Annotated in this window: 22 protein-coding genes; 9 read left to right on the top strand and 13 right to left on the bottom strand. The window is 53.6% G+C overall.

Annotated elements, in window-relative coordinates; translation table 11 throughout:
* Window positions 1–95: 95 nt before the first annotated feature.
* Window positions 96–1,217 (top strand): ribonuclease D, encoded by a 1,122-nt coding sequence (rnd, locus tag BY447_RS02280; RefSeq protein ID WP_110330383.1) that lies wholly within the window; start codon window positions 96–98, stop codon window positions 1,215–1,217.
* Between the two features lie 53 nt (window positions 1,218–1,270).
* Here rnd and minE read toward each other — a convergent pair whose 3' ends face one another.
* The 3 genes from minE to minC are packed head-to-tail and all read right to left on the bottom strand — an operon-like array spanning window position 1,271 to window position 3,103.
* Window positions 1,271–1,540: a cell division topological specificity factor MinE gene (gene minE / locus BY447_RS02275; RefSeq protein WP_008925314.1), complete on the bottom strand. Its 270-nt coding sequence runs from the start codon at window positions 1,538–1,540 to the stop codon at window positions 1,271–1,273.
* Window positions 1,541–1,543: 3 nt separating this feature from the next.
* Window positions 1,544–2,356, bottom strand: a complete 813-nt coding sequence (gene minD, locus BY447_RS02270; RefSeq protein WP_003852716.1) for a septum site-determining protein MinD — start codon at window positions 2,354–2,356, stop codon at window positions 1,544–1,546.
* A gap of 33 nt (window positions 2,357–2,389) precedes the next feature.
* Complete coding sequence (gene minC / locus BY447_RS02265) at window positions 2,390–3,103, bottom strand: septum site-determining protein MinC (protein ID WP_013358080.1); 714 nt, start codon at window positions 3,101–3,103, stop codon at window positions 2,390–2,392.
* A 155-nt stretch (window positions 3,104–3,258) separates the two neighbouring features.
* On the opposite strand from minC, the gene BY447_RS02260 reads away from it, so the two are divergent.
* The 3 genes from BY447_RS02260 (at window position 3,259) to BY447_RS02250 (ending at window position 5,023) form a co-directional block, all read left to right on the top strand.
* Window positions 3,259–3,534, top strand: a complete 276-nt coding sequence (locus BY447_RS02260; protein WP_110330382.1) for a YcgL domain-containing protein — start codon at window positions 3,259–3,261, stop codon at window positions 3,532–3,534.
* A gap of 317 nt (window positions 3,535–3,851) precedes the next feature.
* Window positions 3,852–4,511 (top strand): fumarylacetoacetate hydrolase family protein, encoded by a 660-nt coding sequence (locus tag BY447_RS02255; RefSeq protein ID WP_110330381.1) that lies wholly within the window; start codon window positions 3,852–3,854, stop codon window positions 4,509–4,511.
* Window positions 4,512–4,576: 65 nt separating this feature from the next.
* Complete coding sequence (locus tag BY447_RS02250; RefSeq protein WP_013358078.1) at window positions 4,577–5,023, top strand: YcgN family cysteine cluster protein; 447 nt, start codon at window positions 4,577–4,579, stop codon at window positions 5,021–5,023.
* 71 nt (window positions 5,024–5,094) lie between these two features.
* On the opposite strand, the gene dsbB is transcribed toward BY447_RS02250, so the two are convergent.
* The gene (gene dsbB / locus BY447_RS02245; RefSeq protein ID WP_013358077.1) at window positions 5,095–5,625 is read right to left on the bottom strand and encodes a disulfide bond formation protein DsbB; all 531 of its coding nucleotides are present in this window, start codon (window positions 5,623–5,625) and stop codon (window positions 5,095–5,097) included.
* A gap of 471 nt (window positions 5,626–6,096) precedes the next feature.
* On the opposite strand from dsbB, the gene fadR reads away from it, so the two are divergent.
* Window positions 6,097–6,816 (top strand): fatty acid metabolism transcriptional regulator FadR, encoded by a 720-nt coding sequence (gene fadR / locus BY447_RS02240; RefSeq protein WP_013358075.1) that lies wholly within the window; start codon window positions 6,097–6,099, stop codon window positions 6,814–6,816.
* A 41-nt stretch (window positions 6,817–6,857) separates the two neighbouring features.
* On the opposite strand, the gene BY447_RS02235 is transcribed toward fadR, so the two are convergent.
* Window positions 6,858–8,393, bottom strand: a complete 1,536-nt coding sequence (locus BY447_RS02235) for a SpoVR family protein (protein ID WP_013358074.1) — start codon at window positions 8,391–8,393, stop codon at window positions 6,858–6,860.
* A gap of 504 nt (window positions 8,394–8,897) precedes the next feature.
* On the opposite strand from BY447_RS02235, the gene BY447_RS02230 reads away from it, so the two are divergent.
* Together BY447_RS02230 and dadX are read left to right on the top strand one after the other, a co-directional pair.
* A complete protein-coding gene (locus BY447_RS02230) occupies window positions 8,898–10,199 on the top strand; it encodes a D-amino acid dehydrogenase (protein ID WP_013358073.1) in 1,302 nt (433 codons plus the stop codon).
* 19 nt (window positions 10,200–10,218) lie between these two features.
* The gene (dadX, locus tag BY447_RS02225; RefSeq protein WP_110330380.1) at window positions 10,219–11,289 is read left to right on the top strand and encodes a catabolic alanine racemase DadX; all 1,071 of its coding nucleotides are present in this window, start codon (window positions 10,219–10,221) and stop codon (window positions 11,287–11,289) included.
* Here the strand turns inward: dadX and BY447_RS02220 are convergent.
* The 6 genes from BY447_RS02220 to yeaG form a co-directional block, all read right to left on the bottom strand.
* Window positions 11,282–12,475 (bottom strand): multidrug effflux MFS transporter, encoded by a 1,194-nt coding sequence (locus BY447_RS02220; RefSeq protein ID WP_110330379.1) that lies wholly within the window; start codon window positions 12,473–12,475, stop codon window positions 11,282–11,284. The two genes, dadX and BY447_RS02220, sit on opposite strands and share 8 nt — an antisense overlap.
* A 127-nt stretch (window positions 12,476–12,602) precedes the next feature.
* Window positions 12,603–14,069: an undecaprenyl-phosphate galactose phosphotransferase WbaP gene (gene wbaP / locus BY447_RS02215; RefSeq protein WP_110330378.1), complete on the bottom strand. Its 1,467-nt coding sequence runs from the start codon at window positions 14,067–14,069 to the stop codon at window positions 12,603–12,605.
* 376 nt (window positions 14,070–14,445) lie between these two features.
* Complete coding sequence (locus BY447_RS02210; protein ID WP_013358069.1) at window positions 14,446–14,679, bottom strand: DUF1480 family protein; 234 nt, start codon at window positions 14,677–14,679, stop codon at window positions 14,446–14,448.
* Window positions 14,680–14,757: 78 nt separating this feature from the next.
* Window positions 14,758–16,485 (bottom strand): potassium/proton antiporter, encoded by a 1,728-nt coding sequence (locus BY447_RS02205; RefSeq protein WP_033783277.1) that lies wholly within the window; start codon window positions 16,483–16,485, stop codon window positions 14,758–14,760.
* 248 nt (window positions 16,486–16,733) lie between these two features.
* The gene (locus BY447_RS02200; protein WP_110330377.1) at window positions 16,734–18,008 is read right to left on the bottom strand and encodes a YeaH/YhbH family protein; all 1,275 of its coding nucleotides are present in this window, start codon (window positions 18,006–18,008) and stop codon (window positions 16,734–16,736) included.
* 89 nt (window positions 18,009–18,097) lie between these two features.
* On the bottom strand, window positions 18,098–20,032 hold the full coding sequence (yeaG, locus tag BY447_RS02195) for a protein kinase YeaG (RefSeq protein WP_003852739.1): 1,935 nt from the start codon (window positions 20,030–20,032) through the stop codon (window positions 18,098–18,100).
* A 420-nt stretch (window positions 20,033–20,452) separates the two neighbouring features.
* On the opposite strand from yeaG, the gene BY447_RS02190 reads away from it, so the two are divergent.
* Both BY447_RS02190 and BY447_RS02185 read left to right on the top strand, forming a co-directional pair.
* A complete protein-coding gene (locus tag BY447_RS02190) occupies window positions 20,453–21,202 on the top strand; it encodes a MipA/OmpV family protein (RefSeq protein WP_110330376.1) in 750 nt (249 codons plus the stop codon).
* A gap of 72 nt (window positions 21,203–21,274) precedes the next feature.
* Complete coding sequence (locus BY447_RS02185) at window positions 21,275–22,126, top strand: aldo/keto reductase (protein WP_110330375.1); 852 nt, start codon at window positions 21,275–21,277, stop codon at window positions 22,124–22,126.
* Between the two features lie 2 nt (window positions 22,127–22,128).
* On the opposite strand, the gene BY447_RS02180 is transcribed toward BY447_RS02185, so the two are convergent.
* Together BY447_RS02180 and gapA are read right to left on the bottom strand one after the other, a co-directional pair.
* Complete coding sequence (locus BY447_RS02180; protein WP_110330374.1) at window positions 22,129–23,022, bottom strand: D-hexose-6-phosphate mutarotase; 894 nt, start codon at window positions 23,020–23,022, stop codon at window positions 22,129–22,131.
* Window positions 23,023–23,096: 74 nt separating this feature from the next.
* Window positions 23,097–24,095 carry a glyceraldehyde-3-phosphate dehydrogenase gene (gene gapA, locus BY447_RS02175; protein WP_013358063.1) on the bottom strand — a complete coding sequence of 333 codons (999 nt, stop codon included), beginning with the start codon at window positions 24,093–24,095 and terminating at the stop codon, window positions 23,097–23,099.
* Between the last annotated feature and the right edge of the window lie 227 nt (window positions 24,096–24,322).

Raw genomic sequence — 24,322 nt, 5'->3', positions numbered from 1 at the left:
TGTATCAAAATTGAGGTTGAACGCCGGCATGTCCGGCGTTTTTATTGTGTTTAACATGGAGCGCCGCGCGTTGTTGGCTGCGGTGGAAATCAGACGTGAACTATTCCCTTATTGACCAGGATGAACAACTGGCTGACGTGTGCCAGAAAGCCCGCCAGCATGCAGCGGTAGCACTGGACACCGAATTCGTCCGCACCCGCACCTACTACCCTCAGCTTGGCCTGATCCAGCTGTTCGACGATCACCAGCTGGTGCTGATTGACCCGCTGATTATCCGTGACTGGTCACCCTTTATTGCGCTACTGACCGACACCAGCGTGACTAAATTCCTGCATGCCGGAGGAGAAGATCTGGAAGTCTTCCTGCACCGTTTCGGCGTGCTGCCGACGCCGATGATCGACACCCAGATTCTGGCAGCCTTCTCCGGCCAGCCCCTCTCCTGGGGCTTTGCCTCCATGGTGGCGCATTTCACGCAGGTCGAGCTGGATAAAAGTGAATCACGTACCGACTGGCTGGCACGCCCTCTGACTCAGCGTCAGTGCGAGTATGCGGCGGCAGACGTTCACTATCTGCTGCCGATTGCCCGTCAGTTGATGATTAACACGGAAGAGGCCGGCAACATGGCGGCGGCACTCAGTGAGTGCGATAACCTGTGTCAGCGCCGTCTCGACAGTGTGGCACCGGATGAAGCCTGGCGGGATATCACCAACGCCTGGCAACTGCGTCCGCGTCAGCTGGCGGCACTGCAACGGCTGGCGGCCTGGCGTCTGAAGCTGGCGCGTGAAAAGGATATGGCGGTTAATTTTGTGGTGCGTGAAGAGCATCTGTGGAAAGTGGCGCGCTTTATGCCAGGCTCTCTGGGTGAGCTGGATCATCTGGGGCTGTCAGGCCACGAAATCCGTTTCCATGGCAAAACGCTGGTGGCGCTGGTGGCTGAAGCAGAGGCGCTTGACGAGAATGAACTGCCTGCTCCGCTGGGTAATCTGATCGACCATCCGCACTACAAGCAGGTGTTTAAGGCAATGAAGGCGCTGGTGCAGCAGGTGAGCGAGCAGAGCGGATTCAGCCAGGAGTTACTGGCATCGCGACGTCAGATTAATCAGGTGCTAAGCCTGCACTGGGGCCTGAAGCCACAGGGACGTCAGCCGGAGCTACTTACCGGATGGCGGGGCGAACTGCTGAAACCCGGCATTGAAGAGATTCTCGCGGGGTGTTAACCGGTTAAATTTCCCCTGCCACTGCGCAGGGGAAATTCAGGAAACGGTCAGCGTCATTTAGTCACTTCATCCGTTTCCGGCAGCGTGACGTTCAGCTCCAGAATCGAGATGTCATCACCTTTCTGATCGAGCTGTACCGTGACCATTTCCGGATCGATCTTCACATATCTGCAAATCACTTCCAGAATGTCGCGCTTAAGTTGCGGAAGATAGTGGGGCTCACTGTCGCCCCTTCTCCGTTCTGCCACGATAATCTGCAGCCGTTCCTTGGCTATGTTGGCAGTGTTCTTCTTCCGGGATAAAAAGAAATCAAGTAATGCCATGGTTTATCCCCCGAACAGGCGTTTCAGGAAACCCTTCTTCTCTTCTTCGATAAAGCGGAAGGGGCGTACTTCACCGAGTAACCGTTCAACGGTATCGGCATAGGCTTTGCCAGCATCAGATTCGCCGTCAAGAATCACCGGCTCGCCCTGGTTAGAGGCACGTAACACCGATTGATCTTCAGGGATCACGCCGACCAGAGGAATGCGCAGAATTTCCAGCACATCTTCCATGCTCAGCATATCGCCACGGTTTACCCGGCCAGGGTTATAACGGGTCAGCAGCAGATGCTCCTTCACCGGGTCCTGACTGTTTTCAGCGCGGCGGGATTTAGAGGAGATGATGCCGAGGATGCGGTCGGAGTCGCGGACAGAAGAGACTTCCGGGTTGGTGGTGATGATGGCTTCATCAGCAAAGTAGAGCGCCATCAGTGCGCCCGTTTCAATCCCTGCCGGTGAATCGCAGACGATGAAATCAAACTCCATTGCGGCTAAATCGTTCAGGACTTTCTCAACACCTTCACGCGTCAGCGCATCTTTATCGCGGGTCTGCGATGCAGGCAGAATGTAGAGCTGCTCAGTACGTTTGTCGCGAATCAGCGCCTGGTTGAGCGTGGCATCGCCCTGAATAACGTTAACGAAGTCGTAGACCACACGGCGCTCACAGCCCATGATCAAATCCAGGTTACGCAGACCGATATCAAAGTCGATAACGACCGTCTTTTTGCCTTTCTGCGCTAAACCGGTGGCGATGGCCGCGCTTGACGTGGTCTTACCAACGCCCCCTTTACCGGATGTAACTACAATAATGCGTGCCATAAATGTTGATTTCCTTAACAAAAGAAAAGGGGCCTAATTAAGTGTCTGGATAGTCAGCGCGCCATCCTGCAGGCACAGGCGCGCGGCTTTACCAAAAAATTCTTGTGGGATCTGATCCATGATCCAGTACTCCCCGGCAATCGAGACCAGCTCGGCCGCCAGGTTAGTACAGAAAATCTGACAGTTACGATCGCCGCTGGCACCTGCCAGGGCGCGACCGCGCATCATGCCGTAAATATGAATGTTGCCATCGGCGACCAGTTCGGCCCCGGCACTGACGCTGCTGGTGATAATTAAGTCGGCGTCACGCGCATAAATCTGCTGGCCTGAGCGCACCGGCGTGTTCACGATGCGGGTTTTCGCTGCTGCCGTCTCGGTTACAACCGGCTGCGGTTCAGGAGTGGGGGCCGGCTGCGGTGCCTCGGCGCGCGGCCTGGCCTCTTTGCCTTCTGCCAGTACCGGCAGCCCTGCACGCACGATCATGCGTTTCAGTGCTTCATCTTTGCAGCCGCTTACGCCGACAATGCGCAAGCCGGTAGCAAGAATCGCCTGCTGCAGCTGTTTCCAGTTAACATCGGCACTCAATGTAGCGACGTTAAGCACCACCGGGGCGTTTTTCAGGAAATCGGGAGCCTGGTCAATCTTGTCCTGGAGTGCCTTGCGAATCACCGCAGGGTCATGGTGATGCAAATGGACGACAGACAGGGTGAAACTGCTACCTTTGAATTCGATTGGCGTTTGCGACATCTGTCCCGACTCAGTCCTGTTTTCACTACCGTTAACCTGACGATGATAAAATCATCGCTGAAGCGCTAACGGTGAATATTCGAAGTTCTGCAAGCATGTTATAGTTACAGCTATATTCAGACAAGCCTCAACGCCGGTTAATTCGAGTAAAAAATATGTTTTGTGTGATCTACAGAAGCCCGTTACGTGACCAGACTTATCTTTATGTTGAAAAAAAGGACGATTTCTCGCGCGTTCCGGAAGAATTGCTGAAAGGATTTGGCAAGCCGCAGCTGGCGATGGTGCTAAAGCTGGCAGGCCGCGACAGGCTGGCTAATGCGGATATCAATAAAGTTAAGCAGGGATTGAGCGAGCAGGGTTATTATTTACAGCTTCCACCGCCGATTGAAAGTCTGCTAAAAATTCATTTAGAGGCCGATAAAAAACTTTAACTCGGATTCTTCTGTAAATATAAATCCTGTTGGTGCGATACTGCAGGGTTAATATTGCTCTGAAGCTGCGCAAAATTAACGGCGCAGCTTATCTGTTTCACCCCTGTTTAAATACCCAGTCCACATTTTCACACCTTATTTGTACGATTATTCAGCATGCCAGGGGCATCGTTTACGCTTTTTGACAAATTCCGCACCCCGGATGGTTAAAAGGATCTTATTATCACGCTCTGTTGCTGGCATTTCGATCAATGCATCAGCAAACATCAACCCGCCAGCCGCGCTGGCATCACACCTAACCTGAACAGGGGATGAGCATGTATCAGCATCATAACTGGCAAGGCGCTCTGTTAGATTTTCCGGTCAGCAAAGTGGTTTGCGTCGGCAGTAATTATGCAAAACACATTAAAGAGATGGGCAGTGCGACGCCAACCGAGCCGGTAATCTTTATCAAACCGGAAACGGCGCTGTGTGATTTGCGCCAGCCGCTCTCCATTCCCGACACCTTTGGCGAAGTTCATCACGAAGTCGAACTGGCGGTGTTGATTGGTGCAACGCTGAAACAGGCGAGTGAAGAACACGTGGCTAAAGCGATTGCAGGCTATGGCGTGGCGCTGGATCTGACGCTGCGTGACCTGCAGTCCGGGCTGAAAAAAGCGGGCCAGCCATGGGAAAAATCAAAAGGCTTTGATAACGCCTGTCCCATCTCCGGTTTCATCCCGGTAGCCGAATTCAGTGATGATCCACAGAATGTCGAGCTTAAGCTGGTTGTAAACGGAGAAGTGCGTCAGCACGGCAACACCGCAGATATGATTCACAAAATTCTGCCGCTGATTGCCCATATGAGCCACTATTTTACGCTGCGTGCAGGCGATGTCATTCTGACCGGGACACCTGAGGGTGTGGGTCCGATGCGCTCGGGTGACAAGCTGGAAGTGTCGCTGGCGGGTCACGGCATCAGCACGCGCGTACTCTAAAAACTTGCATCACCGCAGCATAGGCTTTATAAGGTGCGTTTCAGGCACAACCCGGACAAATCATCATGACTGACACCCCTTTCTGGCAACAAAAACGCCTGGCACAAATGAGCGATGAGGAATGGGAATCCTTGTGTGATGGTTGTGGCCAGTGTTGCCTGAACAAGTTGCAGGACGCTGACACGGATGAGATTTACTTCACCAACGTCGCCTGCAATCAGCTCAATATCAAAACCTGCCAGTGCCGTAACTATGAGCGCCGCTTCGAATTAGAAGAGGATTGCATCAAGCTGACGCGCGAAAATCTGACCACCTTTAACTGGCTGCCGCGCACCTGCGCCTACCGGTTGCTGGGTGAGGGCAAAGGATTGCCAGTCTGGCATCCGCTGCGGGCCGGTTCGAAAACCGCGATGCATGCGCAGCGAATTTCGGTGCGTTATATTGCGGTGCGGGAGAGTGAAGTGCGGGACTGGGAAGATCATATTATTGATCGCCCCGATCGTAACGGCTAAACGCCACGGTATCATCTGAAACGTAAAAAGGCTGCAAGTGGCAGCCTTTTTCGATCTCAGCACGTTTCGTGTCAGCGACCAAAGAGATCGCGACGCTTAGGTTTGAAAGGCTGAGCAATCAGTACCAGCACGGCGACCAGCAGATAACCAGCAAACACCCCAATCATCCACTGCGGCATGCTGAGTGTCAGGAAAGTCCAGCTGCGTTCTGCACAGTCGCCGCTGGCCAGAAACACCGACGGCAGCCACTTATCCAGCGGTAACCCGCTGGGAAAACGGGCAGCAAAATCACAGGTCGTAAACGGGTTTGGATGCAACTGAATCATCGTATGTTCATAAGAGAGACGCAGGCCCTCCCAGGCACTGTAGATCCATAATGCCAGAGCGCCCAGACGCAGCGGTGATTTCGGCGCAATCGCACCGACCAGACCCGCGCCCAGCACACCAAACAGCGCATTACGTTCATAAATACACATCACGCAGGGCTTTAATCCCATCACGTGCTGAAAGAAGAGTGCCGTCAATTCCAGTGCAAGCGCCGTCAGTGCCAGTAATAACCAGGCTCCCCGACCACGAGAACATTGATTCAGATATCGCAACATATTGCATTCCCTGTAAACGTTAATGCCACGCAGTGTAAACCAAAAGCGCGGGCAAACCAGCCAGGGACAGGGAAAAATCGTGTGCAAACATGACCTGATTCTGATCCAGAGCAGGTTACAGGAGGATAAGCGGAGGTCTTCAAGCTGATGCCTGCTCAGTTAACAGCGCCAGGATGTCGACGTTGAGAAAAACCCGGCTGCAATTGGCAGAAAGCGAAACGGCAAGTGCAGGCCATCCGGAACCCGCATACTGTGCTTTCAGGATGATTTTTTGCTGCTTTTGAGACTGAATGTTCCGGCGCAGAAAAGCGTGCATCCGGCCATCGTCTTATAACAGCAGCGTTCGCCGTCAGCCAGTCTGAAATATGCGCCCGCGCCCGGTTTTAATGGTTACGCAGGCTATATCCGCTATAGGGCGTCTGGTATGATGAGTCCCCATCATGATTAGAAAAGCAACGAGAACACATTGCTATGGTTATAAAGGCTCAGAGTCCAGCGGGATTTGCTGAAGAGTATATTATTGAAAGCATCTGGAACAGTCGCTTTCCGCCCGGATCGATTCTTCCTGCTGAGCGTGAGCTTTCTGAATTGATTGGGGTAACGCGCACCACATTGCGTGAAGTGCTGCAGCGTCTGGCACGTGACGGCTGGCTGACGATTCAGCACGGCAAACCGACGCGTGTGAACGATTTCTGGGAGACCTCCGGCCTTAATATTCTGGAAACGCTCGCCCGCCTCGATCACGACAGTGTGCCGGTGCTGATTGACAACCTGCTGTCAGTCCGCAGCAACATTTCATCGATTTTTATCAGCCGTGCGCTGCGCCATCATCCGGACAAAGCGCGTGAAGTGCTGGAAACGGTAAGTGCCGCGGCCGATCAGGCGGATGCTTATACCGAGCTCGACTACCGGGTGTTTCGCGGTCTGGCATTTGCATCAGGCAATCCGATTTACGGTCTGATCCTCAATGGCCTGAAAGGCCTCTATACCCGAGTGGGTCGTCACTACTTTTCCAGTGCGGAAGCGCGCCAGGTTGCGCGGGATTTCTATCTGACTCTTCTGGCCTTGTGCGACAAAGAGCCAGGACAGGATGAGATTGTAGAGGTGGTGCGCAACTATGGCCGCCGCAGCGGCGAAATCTGGCACAGCATGCAGAAGAACCTGCCAGACGACCTCGGCAATAAACGATAAAAAAAACCGGACATCGCGTCCGGTTTTTCGTTTTTAGCCCATCAGAGCGATGAACCGCGTGGCGGATTACGATCCAGCAATTCGACGCTGCCATCTTCGTTCTGCTGTTCCAGGATCACATCAAATCCCCACAGACGATGTACATGCTTCAGCACCTCGCGACGACTCTTATCGAGCGGCGTACGGCTCTGTGGCACATAGCGCAGAGTCAGTGAACGATCGCCACGCAGATCGACGTTGTAGACCTGAATATTAGGCTCAAGATTACTCAGGTTGTACTGTGCAGAGAGCTGCTGGCGAATGGCACGATAGCCCGCCTCATCGTGGATGGCAGCGATCTCCAGATAGTTGTTGCGGTCATCATCCAGTACGGTGAAGAGACGGAAATCACGCATCACTTTCGGCGACAGGAACTGGCTGATAAAACTTTCATCCTTAAACTCACGCATCGCAAAATGCAGCGTTTCCAGCCAGTCGGAGCCGGCGATATCCGGGAACCAGTAGCGATCTTCTTCAGTCGGTGACTGACAGATCCGCTTGATATCTTGCATCATCGCAAACCCTAACGCATAAGGGTTGATGCCGTTGTACCACTGACTGTTATAGGGCGGCTGATAGACGACGTTGGTGTGACTGTGCAGGAACTCCATCATAAAACGTTCCGACACTTTGCCTTCATCGTACAGGTGATTAAGGATGGTGTAGTGCCAGAACGTCGCCCAGCCTTCGTTCATGACTTGCGTCTGCTTCTGCGGATAGAAATACTGGCTCACCTTGCGCACAATGCGCAGGATCTCACGCTGCCAGGACTCCAGCAGCGGGGCATTTTTTTCCATAAAATAGAGCAGGTTTTCCTGCGGCTCAGAAGGGTAGCGTGCCGCTTCAAAAGCCACTGTCTCTTTCTCACGCCGTGGCAGCGTTCGCCATAGCGTATTCACCTGGCTCTGCAGATACTCTTCACGGCTTTTCTGCCGCGCCTTCTCCTCCTGAAGGGAGATTTTCTGCGGGCGTTTATAGCGATCGACGCCATAATTCATCAGGGCATGGCAGGAGTCGAGCAGTCGCTCGACCTCTTCGACGCCATAGCGCTCTTCGCAGTCACTGATATAGTTTTTGGCGAACAGCAGGTAATCGACAATCGAGCCGGCATCGGTCCAGCTGCGGAACAGATAGTTATTTTTGAAGAAGGAGTTATGACCATAGCAGGCATGTGCCATCACCAGCGCCTGCATGGTCATGGTGTTCTCTTCCATCAGATAGGCGATGCAGGGGTTGGAGTTGATAACGATTTCATAGGCCAGACCCTGCTGACCATGCTTATAGCGCTGCTCGGTCTCGATAAACTTTTTACCGAATGACCAGTGTGAATAGTTAATGGGCATGCCAACGCTGGAATAGGCATCCATCATCTGTTCTGAGGTAATCACTTCAATCTGGTGCGGGTAGGTATCAAGCCGGTAGAGTTTAGCAACCCGGTCTATCTCTGCTAAATAGACATCAAGCAGTTCGAATGTCCAGTCTGGTCCGTCGTTGAGTCGTTTGCTGTCTCTGATGGCTTCGTCAAAGATTGTCGTCATAGCGCACCTCTTTTTTGCAAACCGGCTGACCCGAAAGACAACCCGTTCTGGTTATTTAAGGCTTCATCCTGAAAAAGGGAACCCGAAAAAAACTGAGCGAACACAACAATGATAGCCCACTGTCGCTTATCCGAAATGCGAACTCAAACGAATTCTTTGGCACAAAATCATTAAGACAGGTGCGGCAGAGAATTTAATAGCCTTTAATTCGAACGTTATTTCAAAGCGCGGAATATCATCCTGTTTATAAGCAGAATGTATGGGGTTGAATGATTCTCCTGCCATGCGCAGATTTAACTGCTTTCGTTGTCATTTATTTCTGTGTTTATGGATTAAGGCGCATAAAGCGCTGAAATTGGCCGTGCGACAAGATTTTAGTTACCTGAAAAGTGAAAAAGATGTGAAATAGATGCTGAATTTATGGGGTGGTGTCCGCTGTGTAAATCCGCTGACTATCATCTGCTGAACAGTGAATTATGCTTTTATATGTCGGGTGGGGGAGCTATGCACGTAGTCATTCTTGGAAGTGGTGTGGTTGGCGTGGCAAGCGCCTGGTATCTGGCGCGTGCCGGACATCAGGTTACCGTCATCGATCGTCAGCCCGCAGCCGCGATGGAGACCAGCGCAGGCAATGCGGGTCAAATCTCACCGGGGTATGCCGCACCCTGGGCGGCGCCTGGCGTGCCGCTGAAAGCGGTGAAGTGGATGTTCCAGCGCCACGCGCCGCTGGCTATCCGGCTGGATGGCAGCAGTTTCCAGCTGGAGTGGATGTGGCACATGCTGCGCAACTGCGACATCAACCACTATCAGCAGAACAAAAGCCGCATGGTGCGGATTGCCGAATACAGTCGTGACTGTCTGAAAGCGTTGCGCGCTGAGACCGGCATCGCCTATGAGGGTCGTCAGGGCGGCACATTGCAGCTTTTCCGCACGCAGCAGCAGTTCGACAGCGCCAGTAAAGATATTGCGGTACTGCGCGACGCGGGCGTGCCCTATGAGCTGCTGGAGGCGCATGAGCTGTCTCGCGTGGAACCAGCGTTGGCGGCAACCCAGCATAAACTCACTGGCGGACTGCGCCTGCCTAACGATGAAACCGGTGACTGCCAGCTCTTTACGCAGCGGCTGGCAAAAATGGCCGAAGAGGCGGGCGTGGTTTTCCGCTTTAACACCCCGGTCGATCACCTGCTGCGCGATGGCAATCGCATTTATGGTGTGAAGTGCGGCGAGGAGATCATCAAGGCAGACAGCTATGTAGTGGCCTTTGGTTCCTACTCGACCGCACTGCTGAAAAACGTCATTGATATTCCGGTCTATCCGCTGAAAGGCTACTCACTCACTATTCCGATTAAAAATCCTGAGGCTGCACCGGTTTCGACGATTCTGGATGAGACCTACAAAGTGGCGGTGACCCGGTTTGACGATCGTATCCGCGTCGGCGGGATGGCGGAAATTGTTGGTTTTAACACCAGACTCACCGAAGCGCGGCGGGAAACGCTGGAGATGGTGGTCAGTGATCTCTATCCTGAAGGCGGTCATCTCGCGCAGGCGAGTTTCTGGACCGGTCTGCGTCCGATGACGCCGGACGGTACGCCGATTGTCGGTGCCACGCCACTCTCCAATCTTTATCTCAATACCGGTCACGGTACGCTGGGCTGGACGATGGCGTGTGGTTCTGGTCAGTTGCTGGCCGATCTCATCTCCGGTAAAAAGCCAGCCATTGCGGCGGATGACTTAGCGGTGTTCCGCTACTTACCCGGTTTCGCGGCGACCTCATCGCCGCTGCGTAACGCCAACGCAACTCGTTAAGTATTCAGGGAGAGAAAGGATGTCACGTCCGATTGTCGCTACCATTAACCAGCAGGCGCTTCGTCATAACCTGACTGTTGTTCGCCAGGCGGCGCCCGCATCCCGCGTCTGGTCAGTGGTGAAAGCCAATGCTTATGGTCATGGCATTGAGCGCGTACGCGAAGCGTTATCTGCCACCGACGGCTTTGCGCTGCTTAATATGGAAGAAGCCATTCTGCTGCGTGAGCAGGGCTGGAAAAAACCGATTCTGCTGCTGGAGGGCTTTTTCCAGCCAGAGGATCTTCAGCTGATTGACCGCTATCGCCTGACCACCAGCGTACACAGTAACTGGCAAATCAAGGCGCTGGCCAGTGCCAGCCTCTCTGCGCCGGTTGATATCTATCTCAAAATGAACAGCGGCATGAACCGGCTGGGCTTTCGCCCGGAGCAGGTTTCTGGCGCCTGGCAGAAATTGCGGGCGCTGAGCAATGTCGGTGAGATGACGCTGATGGCCCATTTTGCCGATGCCGAAAATCCGCAGGGCCTGATTGCACCGCTGCAGCGTGTTGAGCAGGCGGCAGAGGGGCTGAACTGCCCACGGTCGCTTTCGAATTCCGCCTGCACCTTATGGCATCCTGAAGCGCATTTTGACTGGGTCCGGCCCGGTATTATTCTGTACGGCGCGTCGCCCAGCGGTGACTGGCAGGACATTGCCGGCAGCGGCCTGAAGCCAGTGATGACCCTGAGCAGTGAGATTATTGCGGTTCAGCAGTTACAGGCGGGCGATGGCGTCGGTTACGGCTACCGTTATCACGCCAGCACAGCGCAGCGGATTGGCGTCGTAGCCTGTGGGTACGCCGATGGCTATCCGCGCCATGCCCCGACCGGCACGCCGGTCTGCGTCGATGGCGTGATGACACAGGTGGTTGGCGCGGTTTCAATGGATATGATTACGGTGGATTTAACCCCCTGTCCGCAGGCGGGCATCGGCTCATCTGTTGAGCTGTGGGGGGAGCAGGTGAAAATCGATCAGGTGGCAAAAGCGGCCGGAACGGTAGGGTACGAGCTGATGTGCGCGCTGGCACCCCGCGTCCCGGTCACGGTTATTTAAGCGCGGTCAGGCTACCGCGCATCTTTCTGCTGCAGCGCCAGGCGATAAAGGCCAGCGCTGCACCCAGCAGCATCATCAGACTCAGCGACAGCTTCTCCGCCACCGGCAGCGCGACGATCACCAGGCTGCCTGCCGCACCACCGGCCATCTGAATAAAGCCCTGCAGGGCGGACGCCACGCCCGCCTGTTGCTGATAGGGCTCCAGCGCATAGCTGGTGGCCGGCCCCACCGTAAAGGCCAGTCCTGCCACCGACACGGCGACCGGGAACATGTAGAGCGCCCAGTGCGTCTGCATCTCCGCCGGGAAAATCTGCATCCCTGCCACCAGCAGCACCGCGCCCAGCAGCATGGTGAAGAATCCCATCGCCAGACAGAATGGTCGACCCGCTTTACGAATCGCTTTATTCACGAACATGCTGACAAACATGATCCAGAAACCGTTAGCGCCAAACGCAAAGGAGAATTGGATCGGCGTCAGCCCGCCTTCGGTCATTAACACCTGCGGTGCCAGCGACACATAGGTCAGCACCATACCCAGCGCACCGGCATTGGCAAAGGCGAAGGCCAGGAAGCGCGGCTGGCGCAGGATTTCAGCGTACTGCTTAATCGGCAAGCCTTTCACCCGCAGCGTATCCGCCGGACGTGTTTCCGGCAGCCAGATAATCACCAGCAGCGTAATCAGCACGCCGTAGGCGCAGAGGAACCAGAATGGCGCGCGCCAGTCGAAGGCGCTGGCCAGCAGTCCGCCCAGCAGCGGGGCCAGAGCCGGGACGATGTTCAGTGCGCCGTTCAGGAAGCCATAGGCGCGGGCGGCATCATCACCGCTGAGTCGGTCACGCACGCCGCTAAAGGCGACTACCGCGCTGCAGCAGACGCCACAGCCCTGCACCAGACGGGCCACGACGAACAGCGGAAATGAGGTCGCGGTAGCGGCGATGGCGCTGCCGGTGATGTAGAGCCCCAGCCCCAGCAGGGCAATCGGCTTACGGCCATAGTTGTCCACCAGCGGACCGGTCACCAGTTGTCCCAGTCCCATCACCAGCAGAAACAGGGGAATGGTGGTCTGTACCAGTGAGACCGGCGTATCCAGCCCTTCTGCGATTTGCGGCAGCGTGGGCAAATAGAGATCGATGCCTAAAGGTGCCAGCAGCACCAGGCTTAATAACAGCAGAGTAAATTTTTGCATAACAACCAGAGGGTAAACGTTCTGTTAAAAAACGAGCGCAGAGGGTAATGATTCAGAGGCAAAAAAGATAGAGGAAGTCGTGCGGAAAGTGCGATGCCTGCTGTAAACAGGCATCGCAGGGTCTTTCTTAGTAAGCACCGTCGCGGCGTAGCACCACGCCTGCGGTTTTGAACAGGATCGCGATATCGGTCCAGAGCGCCCAGTTTTTAACATACCAGGAGTCAAAATAGACGCGGGTATCATAGTCGATATCGTTACGTCCGCTGACCTGCCAGAGGCCGGTCATGCCTGGCTTGGCCATCAGGTAGTAGTCGACGTCACCGGCATAACGCTCCAGTTCAGCTTCGATGACCGGACGCGGGCCGACCAGACTCATCTCACCACGAATCACGTTCCACAGCTGCGGCAATTCGTCGAGGCTGGTTTTACGCAGGAAGCTGCCAATCCGGGTCACGCGCGGGTCATTCTTCAGTTTGAAATCTTTGTCCCACTCCATCCGGGCCTCTTCACTGGTCGCCAGCAATTTCTCCAGCACCTCTTTGGAATTGGTCACCATGGAACGAAATTTCAGACATTTGAATTTTTTGCCATTCTGGCCCACACGCTCGTGACCATAAATTGCATTCCCGCCGTCACGCTTCACCATATAGCAGAGCAGGGCGAAGATTGGGCCAAGGAACAGCAGCAGCATCGACGCGACGACAATATCAAAGGCACGCTTCATGAAGCGGGAAGAGTGTTTCGCCAGGTTATTACTGACGCGCAGGATCATCACTTCATGACTGAAGATGAAAGACATGTCCGTGCCGTAAAGTGGCACGCCGCGCAGCGTCGGGATCACCGAAACTGACCGGCAGTTCATCTTCGACAGGAACTTCAGCCAGCGATCGCGCATCGGCTGCTGCTCATATTCCATAGCAACAATAAACTGCACGTTGTCACGGTCAATGGTCTGCCAGTTAATATCTTTCCAGGTGATCACTGGCACACCATTCACGCTCTGCTGAGCCGGAACATCATCCACCGAGATAAAGGCCTGCACGTTGTAGCCCAGGATCTCTTCACTCTGCAGCGCCGCATACGCTTCAGTGGCGTTGCGGCCGGAACCGATAATGATGGTCTCTTTCTGCCACTGGCCCGCCTTGTTAATGGCACGTTTAACCAGAGCGCGTATCAGCGGCAGCAGCAGCAGGGCATAGGTCCAGCTGAAGACCCACACCATGCGGGAGAAGTCCCATTTAGAGAAGGCGATAAGCGCCAGGTCGAGCAGCGAGAAAACAAATAATGTTTTAACGATCTCTTTCAGCTCAAACCAGAAGGGTTTGCGATAGGTATAATGGCGCAGTCGTACCCAGAACCAGCCGGTACACATCACTGACATAATAAACTGCGCCACAAAACGATATTCAATCTGATGCGGTGGAATAAAGGTATCCAGCTCGCCCCAAATACCCTGTATTGTCGCGGCAGATAAAAACAGCGCCAGGTTAAGTGCAATCAGATCGGAAAAACTCAGGGCGAATTTCACGATGATATTTTTACGCGTTCCGCTCCACGAGCGGCTCGGGCTATTCATTATCAATGTACTTGCCATAAAACCTGCTCTCTTTCTCAAGTAAAAGATGGCCTGATCAGAATCAAATACGCGCTCAGGAGTGGGCCTCTGAAAAATTAAAAAATAATTTTCAGTCTGTTGCAGTCAGTACAGCCAGTGCAGCTGCAAAAAAGGTAACGATTAAAGCGTGATGGTACTCACGAAATGTTGCAGCATTGAGAATGAGTATGCAGGAGTTATTTGACAGAGTTAATACGGAAAAAATCTGAAAACATCAAAAGTGATTAAAGTTTTAAATCGCTAACTGCAGGTTTTTATTGAATAAAATAAGGAAGGGGTCGGTTATAACCAAACTGTTTAAGACGCTTTTTAGGAATTACCGCCAAATCATATGACTGGCGGTAGTGATAGTGGCTCAGGCAGGTTTCTTTAAAATCCAGCGGTCCTGCTGTTTATCATAGTGGCCAATCTGCAGATTCACTGGCTCCCCGTCAATCCAGGCCGGTACGCTGGTATCACGATCCCAGCCATCGAGTTGGGTAATTAAGCCGGGATTGGTGTGACAGGGGATACTGACGGTGTCGGCGTTCTCACTGTCAAGATCGGCATCTACAATCTCATAACGACCAATTTTAACCACGTGTCCCATTCATTTCTCCCGTTTTAACTGGCATAGACAGTTAAGCTTAGCGCACTGAGAGAAAATAACGTGGCTGAATGATTAGGATTATTCCTTCTCTTCAGCCGGACGGACACCAATCTTCACGATGCGGTTATCCTCTTTCTCTGCGACGGTCCAGGTCAGCTGATTCCACTCCACCTGATCGCCGACGACCGGCGAGCCGCCCAGCATTGCCAGCACCAGTTGCCCCAGTGACTGCTGATCGTTAGTGCTCTCATCCAGCTCGAGTCCGTAAATCTGCGCAACGTCGCGCAGGCGGGCCTCGGCATCCAGAATAAAGTCACCAAAGAAGCGCTGATCGAGCGAAACCGGCGGTGACTGGCTGAACATCTTGCCCAGCGCCGGAAGATCGCGCTCACGACCAATCACGCAGATGACGTCGTTCTCTTTAAGCCGTGTCCCGCCATTGGGGTGCATCAGCACATTGTCACGGAACAGGGCGGCGATGCGGGTCTCGCGCGGCATCTGCAGGTCACGCAGTGCGGCACCCACGCACCACTTGTCAGCGCTGAGCTGATAAACAAACTGCTCCCACGGATTTTCCGGATGAATATCCAGGCCGACACGGCTGATCGGCGAGGCGGTCGGCGGCACCACCACTTTGGCTTTTTTCGCCGCAAAGCCCAGCGAGGTGCCCTGCAACATCAGGGAGACCAGCACGACGAAGAAGGCGATATTAAAATAGAGCGAGGCGTTCTCTAATCCGGCCATCATCGGGAAGACCGCGAGGATAATCGGCACCGCACCGCGTAAGCCGACCCAGCTGATAAAAAAACGTTCGCGCGTGGTGAAGCTGCGGAACGGCAGCAGCCCAATAAACACCGATAACGGGCGCGCTACCAGAATCAGCCATAGCGAGAGGATCATCGCCGGCACCGCGATATGCCACAAATCAGACGGCGTCACCAGCAGCCCCAGCACAATGAACATGCCAATCTGGCTCAGCCACGCCATCCCATCAAAGGTTTGCAGAATGCCGTGTCGGTTGCGGATCGGGCTGTTGCCCAGTAAAAAGCCGCACAGATAGACCGCAAGGATACCGCTGCCCTCTAACACCGTGGTCAGGGCGAACACCAGAATGCCACCGCTCAGCGCCAGCAGCGGATAAAGCCCTGGGGCCAGACTGATGCGGTTAATCAGCTGCTGCAGCGCCCAGCCGCCGCCCAGGCCTAACACAATACCCAGACCAAACTGCTGCACCAGATGCACCAGGAACATCCAGTCAAGGCCGCTGCGGCCCTGCTCGATCATCTCAATCAGGGTGATGGTCAGAAACACCGCCATCGGGTCATTGCTGCCCGACTCAATCTCCAGCGTGGAGCTGACTCGCTCATTCAGGCCTTTGTCACCCAGCAGAGAAAAGACGGCGGCAGCGTCCGTAGAGCCGATGATGGCACCAATCAGGAAGCCCTGCATCATATCGAGGTTAAATAACCAGGCCGCCACCACGCCGGTTAAGCCCGCGGTAATCATTACCCCGACGGTTGCCAGCGACAGCGCAGGCCCCAGCGCAACCTTAAACGAGCTGGCCTTAGTTCGCATGCCGCCATCCAGGAGGATGATCGCCAGCGCCAGGTTTGAAATCAGATAGGCTGCCGGATAGTTATCAAAGGCGATGCCACCAATACCATCAATACCGGTCAGCATGCCCAGTGCGAGGAAGATAACCAGAATAGGAATACCCAGCCGGGATGAGAAAGAGCTGAGCAGAATACTTGATGCGACCAGCACGGAACCGATGATAAACAGACTGTAGACAATAGTGTGGTTCAAACCCGGTCTCCTGAGATATGGCAGTGCGATGCGGCAACTGATGACAAATATCCATGCTATCTCTGAAAGATAATGTTTTATCAAGGAGTTGTCATTGTGAAAATGCGTATTATACGAATTGCTTAACAGCATATGGAATCAGATTAATGTGAAGAATGAGGGGGTTGGCAGGCAAGCGGGAGAAAACAGACTGTTTTATCAGGTTATTCGGCAGATAAAAAAAGCCGGCGATTAGCCGGCTTAGTGCATCAGGCTTCCGTTGCCTGTTTATGGAACAGCGATCGGAACACCGGATAGATATCTTCCGGCTCGCGAATATGTTCAATGGCAAAGTTATCAAACGTCGCCTGCAGATGCTCATACTCGCGCCACAGGGTCTGATGCGCCCGGCGGGTGATCTCGATATAACTGTAGTAACGCACGACCGGCAGAATGTGCTTCGCCAGAATTTCATGGCAAAGCGGTGAGTCGTCAGCCCAGTTATCCCCATCCGAGGCCTGTGCTGCATAGATGTTCCATTGCGCCGGGTCATAACGCTCTTTCACCACCTCATCCATCAGTTTCAGCGCACTGGAAACGATGGTGCCGCCGGTCTCCTGAGAGTAGAAGAACTCCTGTTCATCGACTTCTTTAGCCTGCGTATGATGGCGGATATAAACCACATCGACATTCTTGTAGGTGCGGCTCAGGAACAGGTAGAGCAGGATATAGAAGCGTTTGGCCATATCCTTAGTCGCCTGATCCATTGAGCCGGACACATCCATCAGACAGAACATGACTGCCTGGCTGGAAGGCTCCGGGCGCTTCTCAAAGTTTTTGTAGCGCAGATCGAAGGTGTCGATAAAGGGCACGCGTTCAATACGCGCCCGTAACTCGGCAATCTCTCTGCGCAGCCGCTCCTCCTCCAGCAGTTGTGCCGGTTCAGCGTTCTCAACTTCCTGCAGCGTCTCTTCCAGTTCATGCAGCATCCGGCGTTTACCTGCTGTCATCGCCGTACGACGCGCCAGCGAGTTCTGCAATGAGCGCACAACGCTGATATTGGCCGGCACGCCATTGGAGGTGAAACCGGCCCGGTGGGTCTTATACTCATTCAGCTGACGATGCTGGTTGCGACGCAGGTTAGGCAGAGCGAGGTCTTCAAACAGCAAATCAAGATACTCATCTTTCGATATCTGAAAGACAAACTCATCCTGACCTTCACCATCCTGACTGGCATTGCCCTGACCACTGCCGCCGCCACCGCCACCCTGCGGACGCTCAACGCGGTCGTTCTGCACAAAATGGTCGTTGCCTGGATGGACCCGATGGCGGTTGCCGCCGCGCCCCTGATGGAAAATCGGCTCATTGATATCGTCAATCGGGATAGAGACGGACTCACCGCTGCTTACGTCGGTCACCGAGCGTTTATTGATGGCCTCGGAGATCGACTGCTTAATTTGCGACTTATAACGGCGCAAGAAGCGCTGGCGGTTTACCGCGCTCTTGTTTTTGCCGTTAAGCCGGCGATCGATGAAATAGGCCATGGTATTCCCCCAAACTACATTGTAAGCAGGCCGGGCGAACCCGACCCTGTCAGACCGGTATCACTTACCGGCAAGCTTACAGACTCTTATCAGGACGATTTACGCACACGCAGATACCATTCACACAGCAGGCGAACCTGTTTGCGGGTATAGCCTTTTTCCATCATGCGATCGACAAAATCATCATGCTTTTTCTGCTCATCGGTAGAGGTCTTGGTATTAAACGAGATGACCGGCAGCAACTCTTCCGTATTCGAGAACATTTTCTTCTCAATCACGGTGCGCAATTTCTCGTAACTGGTCCAGTTCGGATTGCGGCCGTTATTGTGTGCCCTGGCACGCAGCACGAAGTTGACGATCTCGTTACGGAAATCTTTCGGGTTACTGATGCCAGCAGGCTTCTCGATCTTTTCCAGTTCCGCGTTGAGCGATTCACGGTCAAACAACTGTCCGGTATCGGGATCGCGATACTCCTGATCCTGAATCCAGAAGTCGGCATAGGTCACGTAGCGGTCAAAAATGTTCTGACCATATTCAGAGTAGGATTCCAGATAGGCGGTCTGAATCTCTTTGCCGATAAACTCAGCATATTTAGGAATCAGATAGCCTTTGAGGTGCTCAAGGTATTTCTCCGCCTGATCCTGCGGGAACTGCTCGCGCTCAATCTGCTGCTCCAGCACGTAGAACAGGTGCACCGGGTTAGCCGCCACTTCGGCGTGATCGAAGTTAAATACCCGCGACAGGATTTTAAAGGCAAAGCGGGTTGAAAGGCCGTTCATGCCTTCATCCACACCGGCGTAGTCGTGATACTCCTGCCAGGACTTCGCTTTAGGGTCGGTGTCTTTCAGGCTCTCACCATCGTACACCCGCATTTTGGAGTAGATGCTGGAGTTCTCAGGATCCTTGAGTCGTGACAGGATAGAGAAGCGTGCCAGCGTTTCCAGCGTGCCCGGAGCGCAGGGCGAGGTTGCCAGCTCACTGTGATTAAGCAGTTTGTCGTAGATTTTGATCTCTTCAGAGACCCGCAGGCAGTAGGGCACCTTGACGATGTAAACACGGTCAAGGAACGCCTCATTATTCTTGTTGTTACGGAACGTCACCCACTCTGATTCGTTGGAGTGCGCCAGAATAATGCCGTTAAACGGCAGCGCCGAAATCCCCTCGGTGCCGTTGTAGTTACCTTCCTGCGTTGCTGTCAGGAGTGGGTGCAGCACCTTAATCGGCGCTTTAAACATCTCCACGAATTCCATGATGCCCTGGTTCGCGCGGCAGAGTGCGCCAGAGTAACCGTAGGCATCAGGATCGTTTTGCGCGTGGTTTTCCAGTTTACGGATGTCCACTTTACCCACCAGCGCAGAGATATCCTGGTTGTTCTCATCACCCGGCTCGGTTTTGGCGATCGCCAGCTGTTCCAGAATCGACGGCCAGACTTTTACGACTTTGAACCGCGAAATATCGCCACCAAAGTCGTGAAGGCGTTTCGCAGCCCATGGCGACATGATAGTGCCGAGGTAACGGCGCGGCACGCCATACTCTTTTTCAAGAATATGCGCGTCTTCCTGCGGATTGAACAGGCAAAGAGGATGATCGTTGACCGGACTGCGTTCACCGTCAGCGCTCAACACATAGATGGGCACCCGCTGCATCAGCGACTTAAGCCGTTCCGCCAGGGAAGATTTACCGCCACCCACCGGACCCAGTAAATAGAGGATCTGTTTCTTCTCCTCAAGTCCCTGAGCGGCATGTTTCAGATAGGAGACGATCTGTTCAATCGCTTCCTCCATGCCGTAAAACTCCTCGAACGCCGGATAGCGTCCCATCACACGGTTGGAGAATATTCTGGAAAGGCGTGGCTCCTGAGCAGTGTCGACCATTACTGGCTCTCCGATAGCCATTAACAGTCGCTCTGCAGCGTTGGCGTATGCACTGCGATCCTGCTTACAGATGGCAAGAAATTCCTGCAGTGTGAACTCTTCGTCCTTGGCAGCTTCATAACGCTGACGATAGTGATCGAATATATTCATAGCGATGCCCGTCCTTTCGTTTTTAGCACAGGTAAGGAGCGTAATTTAAGACTTGTAGCAGCTCCCGGAAGATATTCTCTGTTGAGTACAGCAACCCTTATGCCAACCTGATCTTTTTTATCGGGATACACAACTTTTGTGGTTACTCTGCTCGTACAAAATCTCTGCTGTTAATTCTAACTGTAGATGGCTTCTAGGAAATTTCCTCCATGGGTTTGGGCGAATGAGGGGGAGATCAAGACTAATTCGGGTCAGTTGTGAGATGAGTTCATATGGGTGATGCTTTAACTTAACTTGTTTTTAACCTTTGGTGCCACTTTCATCTGTTGGTTGCTTAAAGGATTTCGATATAAGTTAATCCAGCCGTAAAAAAACGTTAGACTTCCTGTTTGATTGTTATATTTATGGAATGAATAAATTGTGAACCAATTCAAATTTAAGACGCTTGTTGCACTTTTACCCTGTTATTTACTGGCGGCGCACGCCAATGCCGCTCCGCTCTCTGTAGGGGCATCGGTCATCTATGCCGACTCACCTTATCGTGGCGGACAGGACCGTTATCTTCCGGTTCCGGTCATCAATTATGAGAGTGAAGACTTCTGGTTCCGCAGCCTGCAGGGCGGTTACTACCTGTGGAAAGATCCTCAGAATCAGCTCTCGCTGACGCTGCTGGGCTCACCGCAGGAGTACAAACCCAGCGACAACGATCTGGGCGATATGAAAGGGCTGGATAAGCGCCGCATGACGCTGATGGGTGGCGCAACCTATCGCCACACCGCCGACTGGGGGGTTGTCCGCACGGCATTGCTGGGCGACGTGCTCAATAACAGCAACGGCATAATCTGGGACCTGACTTACCTGTACCCCATCCAGATGGGCGACTTCAGCCTGACGCCTGGCATCGGTGCCATGTGGAATAGCGCCAATCAAAACCGTTATTATTACGGTGTTTCCGCGCATGAAAGCGCACGTACCGGCATCAGTCGTTACAATCCGGACGACAGCTGGTCACCTTATGTTGAGCTGAGTGCCAGCTATCAGATTGCAGCGCAGTGGAATGTTGGCGTGGTGGGACGTTACACCCGCTTCGACAGCGAAATCAAAGACAGCCCGATGATTGATAAGAGCGGGCAGACGACGATCTGGACAGGTGTCAGCTACACCTTCTGATAACGCACCGAAAGAGGGCACCGAGTGCCCTCTGTTCTTTTATGGGGCTTCAGAATGAGGCGGGAGAGCAGAATGCGCAACACGATCAACTTCGCTGGCTTCAGCGACCTGCCGGTAATCGGTCAGGGCACGTGGTATATGGGCGAAAACCCGGCGCAGCGGGCCGGTGAAGTCGCGGCATTACAGGCAGGTCTTGAGTGTGGATTGCAGCTGATTGATACCGCCCAAATGTATGCAGAGGGCGGCGCTGAAGAGGTGGTCGGGCAGGCACTGCTGGGGCGTCGCGATAAAGCGTTGCTGGTGTCGAAGGTCTATCCGTGGAATGCCGGCGAAGTAGATGCCATTGTAGCCTGTGAACGCAGCCTGCGCCGTCTGCAGACCGATTACCTTGATCTCTACCTGCTGCACTGGCGCGGTAATATCCCGCTGGAAGAGACTCTGCGCGCCATGGAGCGCCTGCAGCAACAGGGCAAGATTCGTCACTGGGGCGTCTCGAATTTTGATACTGATGATATGGCCGAACTGTGGGACGAACCCGGAGGCAATCAGTGCGCGACCAATCAGGTGCTCTACCATCTGGCTTCACGCGGTATTGAATTTGATCTGCTGCCCGTCTGTCAGCAGCGTGGCGTGCCGGTGATGGCCTATTGTCCGCTGGCACAGGCTGGACGGTTGCGGGACGCACTGTTTACTGATGTGGTGCTGAATCAGATTGCACAACAGAAGGGCATCAGCGTGGCGCAATTACTGCTGGCCTGGGTGATTCGTCAGCCTGGCGTCATTGCCATTCCCAAAGCCAGTTCTGTGGTTCACGTTCAGGAAAATGCTGCGGCGCTGGAGGTGGAACTGACCGATGTAGAGTTGCAGCTCATCGATCGTGCCTGGCCAGCACCACAGCATAAATTACCGCTGGATATCGTTTAGCCCTAAGTTTTGTCGCTGGCTGCGACTTTCTTCTTAAGACGGAATGTCGTAGCCAGGCGTGCCGGCTTTTCACCCGCACTGCGCAGCGGCTTACTGATTCGGGCCGTCTCTACACAGACCATTGTCTTATAACCTTCATTCGCCATATCCGCCATGCTGCAGGAAAGTTCCACACCCGGATTCCAGGTGACAACGTCACTGTGATGGTGGTGGTAAACTTCGATCTGTCGCTCACCGGCTGTATCATTGATGACCGAGCAATCTTCTGCTGCAGTGAAGATACGGTCGATGCGTCCCGGATAGCGCTGTTTGCCATCACTGCTGGCAACCTCACCGTTATTTACTTTGTCGATATAGCTGTTGCCCAGACCGGAAACCTCAACGCCGTTGATGTCACTGACGGTAAAGTAGCTATGCAGGGCTGCCGTGGCGTCAAAGTCACCATGCGCTTCCAGTTCAATCTCACAATGCTGACCCAGGCGGAAACGGGCGATCAGGGTAAATTCGTGTGGCCACAGTTTCAGCGTCTGAGCGTTGCTCTCAAGCACCAGCGTCAGCATTACGCCATCTTCATTCTCATCATGCGCCGTAAGCTTCCATGTCTGAATCCGGGCAAAACCGTGTGCCGGTTCGCCTGCCGGACCAAACCAGGGCCAGCAGATTGGGACGCCGCCACGTATCGCTTTGCCTGGTGAAAACAGACTCTTGTCGCTCAGCCACAGTACCGGCTTTTCGCCACTCGGCTGCCAGGCGATCAGGTGCGCGCCCTGCAGCGTGATCGCTGCCCGTACTTTTGGATGACTGACAACAATCGTCGGTAATTCGCCAACCTGACGCTGCGAAAGGTAAGGGGAGATCTGCGTAACCACGGGCAGAGAAAACAGTTTATCTTGCATGTTCGATTCCTTCCTGTGCGGATCAAAAAAAGGGCGACCGAAGTCGCCCTTAATCTCAATGATGTCTGTCTGCCTTATTTAGCAGAAACCAGCGCAATCAGGTCGAGAACTTTGTTTGAGTAGCCAGTTTCGTTGTCGTACCAGGAAACCAGTTTCACAAAGTTGTCGTTCAGCGCGATACCCGCTTTAGCATCGAATACTGAAGTCAGGACTTCGCCGTTGAAGTCGGTAGAAACCACGTCATCTTCAACGTAACCCAGAACGTCTTTCATCTCACCTTCTGCAGCCGCTTTGATTGCAGCACAGATTTCTTTGTAAGAAGCCGCTTTTTCCAGACGCACGGTCAGGTCAACAACGGAAACGTTAGGGGTAGGTACGCGGAATGCCATACCAGTCAGTTTGCCGTTCAGCTCTGGCAGAACTTTACCAACGGCTTTTGCTGCGCCAGTTGATGAAGGAATGATGTTCTGCGATGCGCCACGGCCGCCGCGCCAGTCTTTGTGAGACGGGCCATCAACGGTTTTCTGAGTCGCAGTGGTAGCGTGAACGGTGGTCATCAGACCTTCAACGATACCAAACTTATCGTTGATGACTTTTGCCAGTGGTGCCAGGCAGTTAGTGGTACAGGAAGCGTTAGAAACGATATCCTGGCCATCATATTTGTCGAAGTTTGCACCACGAACAAACATAGGGGTGTCATCTTTAGATGGACCGGTCAGAACGACTTTCTTAGCACCTGCGGTGATGTGTTTACGCGCGGTTTCGTCGGTCAGGAAGATACCGGTTGCTTCAGCAACAACGTCAACGCCCACTTCATCCCACTTCAGGTTGGCCGGATCACGCTCAGCAGTAACACGGATTTTTTTACCGTTAACGACCAGTGCGCCATCCTGAACTTCTACGGTGCCGTCGAAACGACCGTGCGTAGAGTCATACTTCAGCATGTACGCCATGTAATCCGCGTCCAGCAGGTCGTTGATAGCAACGATTTCGATGTCAGAACGTTTCTGAGCAGCACGGAAAACGATGCGACCGATACGGCCAAAACCGTTGATACCTACTTTGATAGTCATATATTCCACCAGCTATTTGTTAGTGAATAAAAGGTTGCCTGTAAAATTACAAAAACCTTACCAGGCGTCAAGCGGAATCGTGTCAATTGTTGCGACAGGTCAATTCGCCTGAGAGGAATAATTCAATGCGCAACCGCTTGCGCGCCGCCAATGTTATCGCGTTTCGTCGAATCAATCGCCGAATATATAGGGATGCCCGGGATAAAAGGTGATCGAAGTCACAATTA

The sequence above is a fragment of the Pantoea sp. JKS000250 genome, from assembly GCF_003201065.1.
Classification (GTDB): domain Bacteria; phylum Pseudomonadota; class Gammaproteobacteria; order Enterobacterales; family Enterobacteriaceae; genus Pantoea; species Pantoea vagans.
This window is presented reverse-complemented; position numbering and strand designations above follow the sequence as displayed.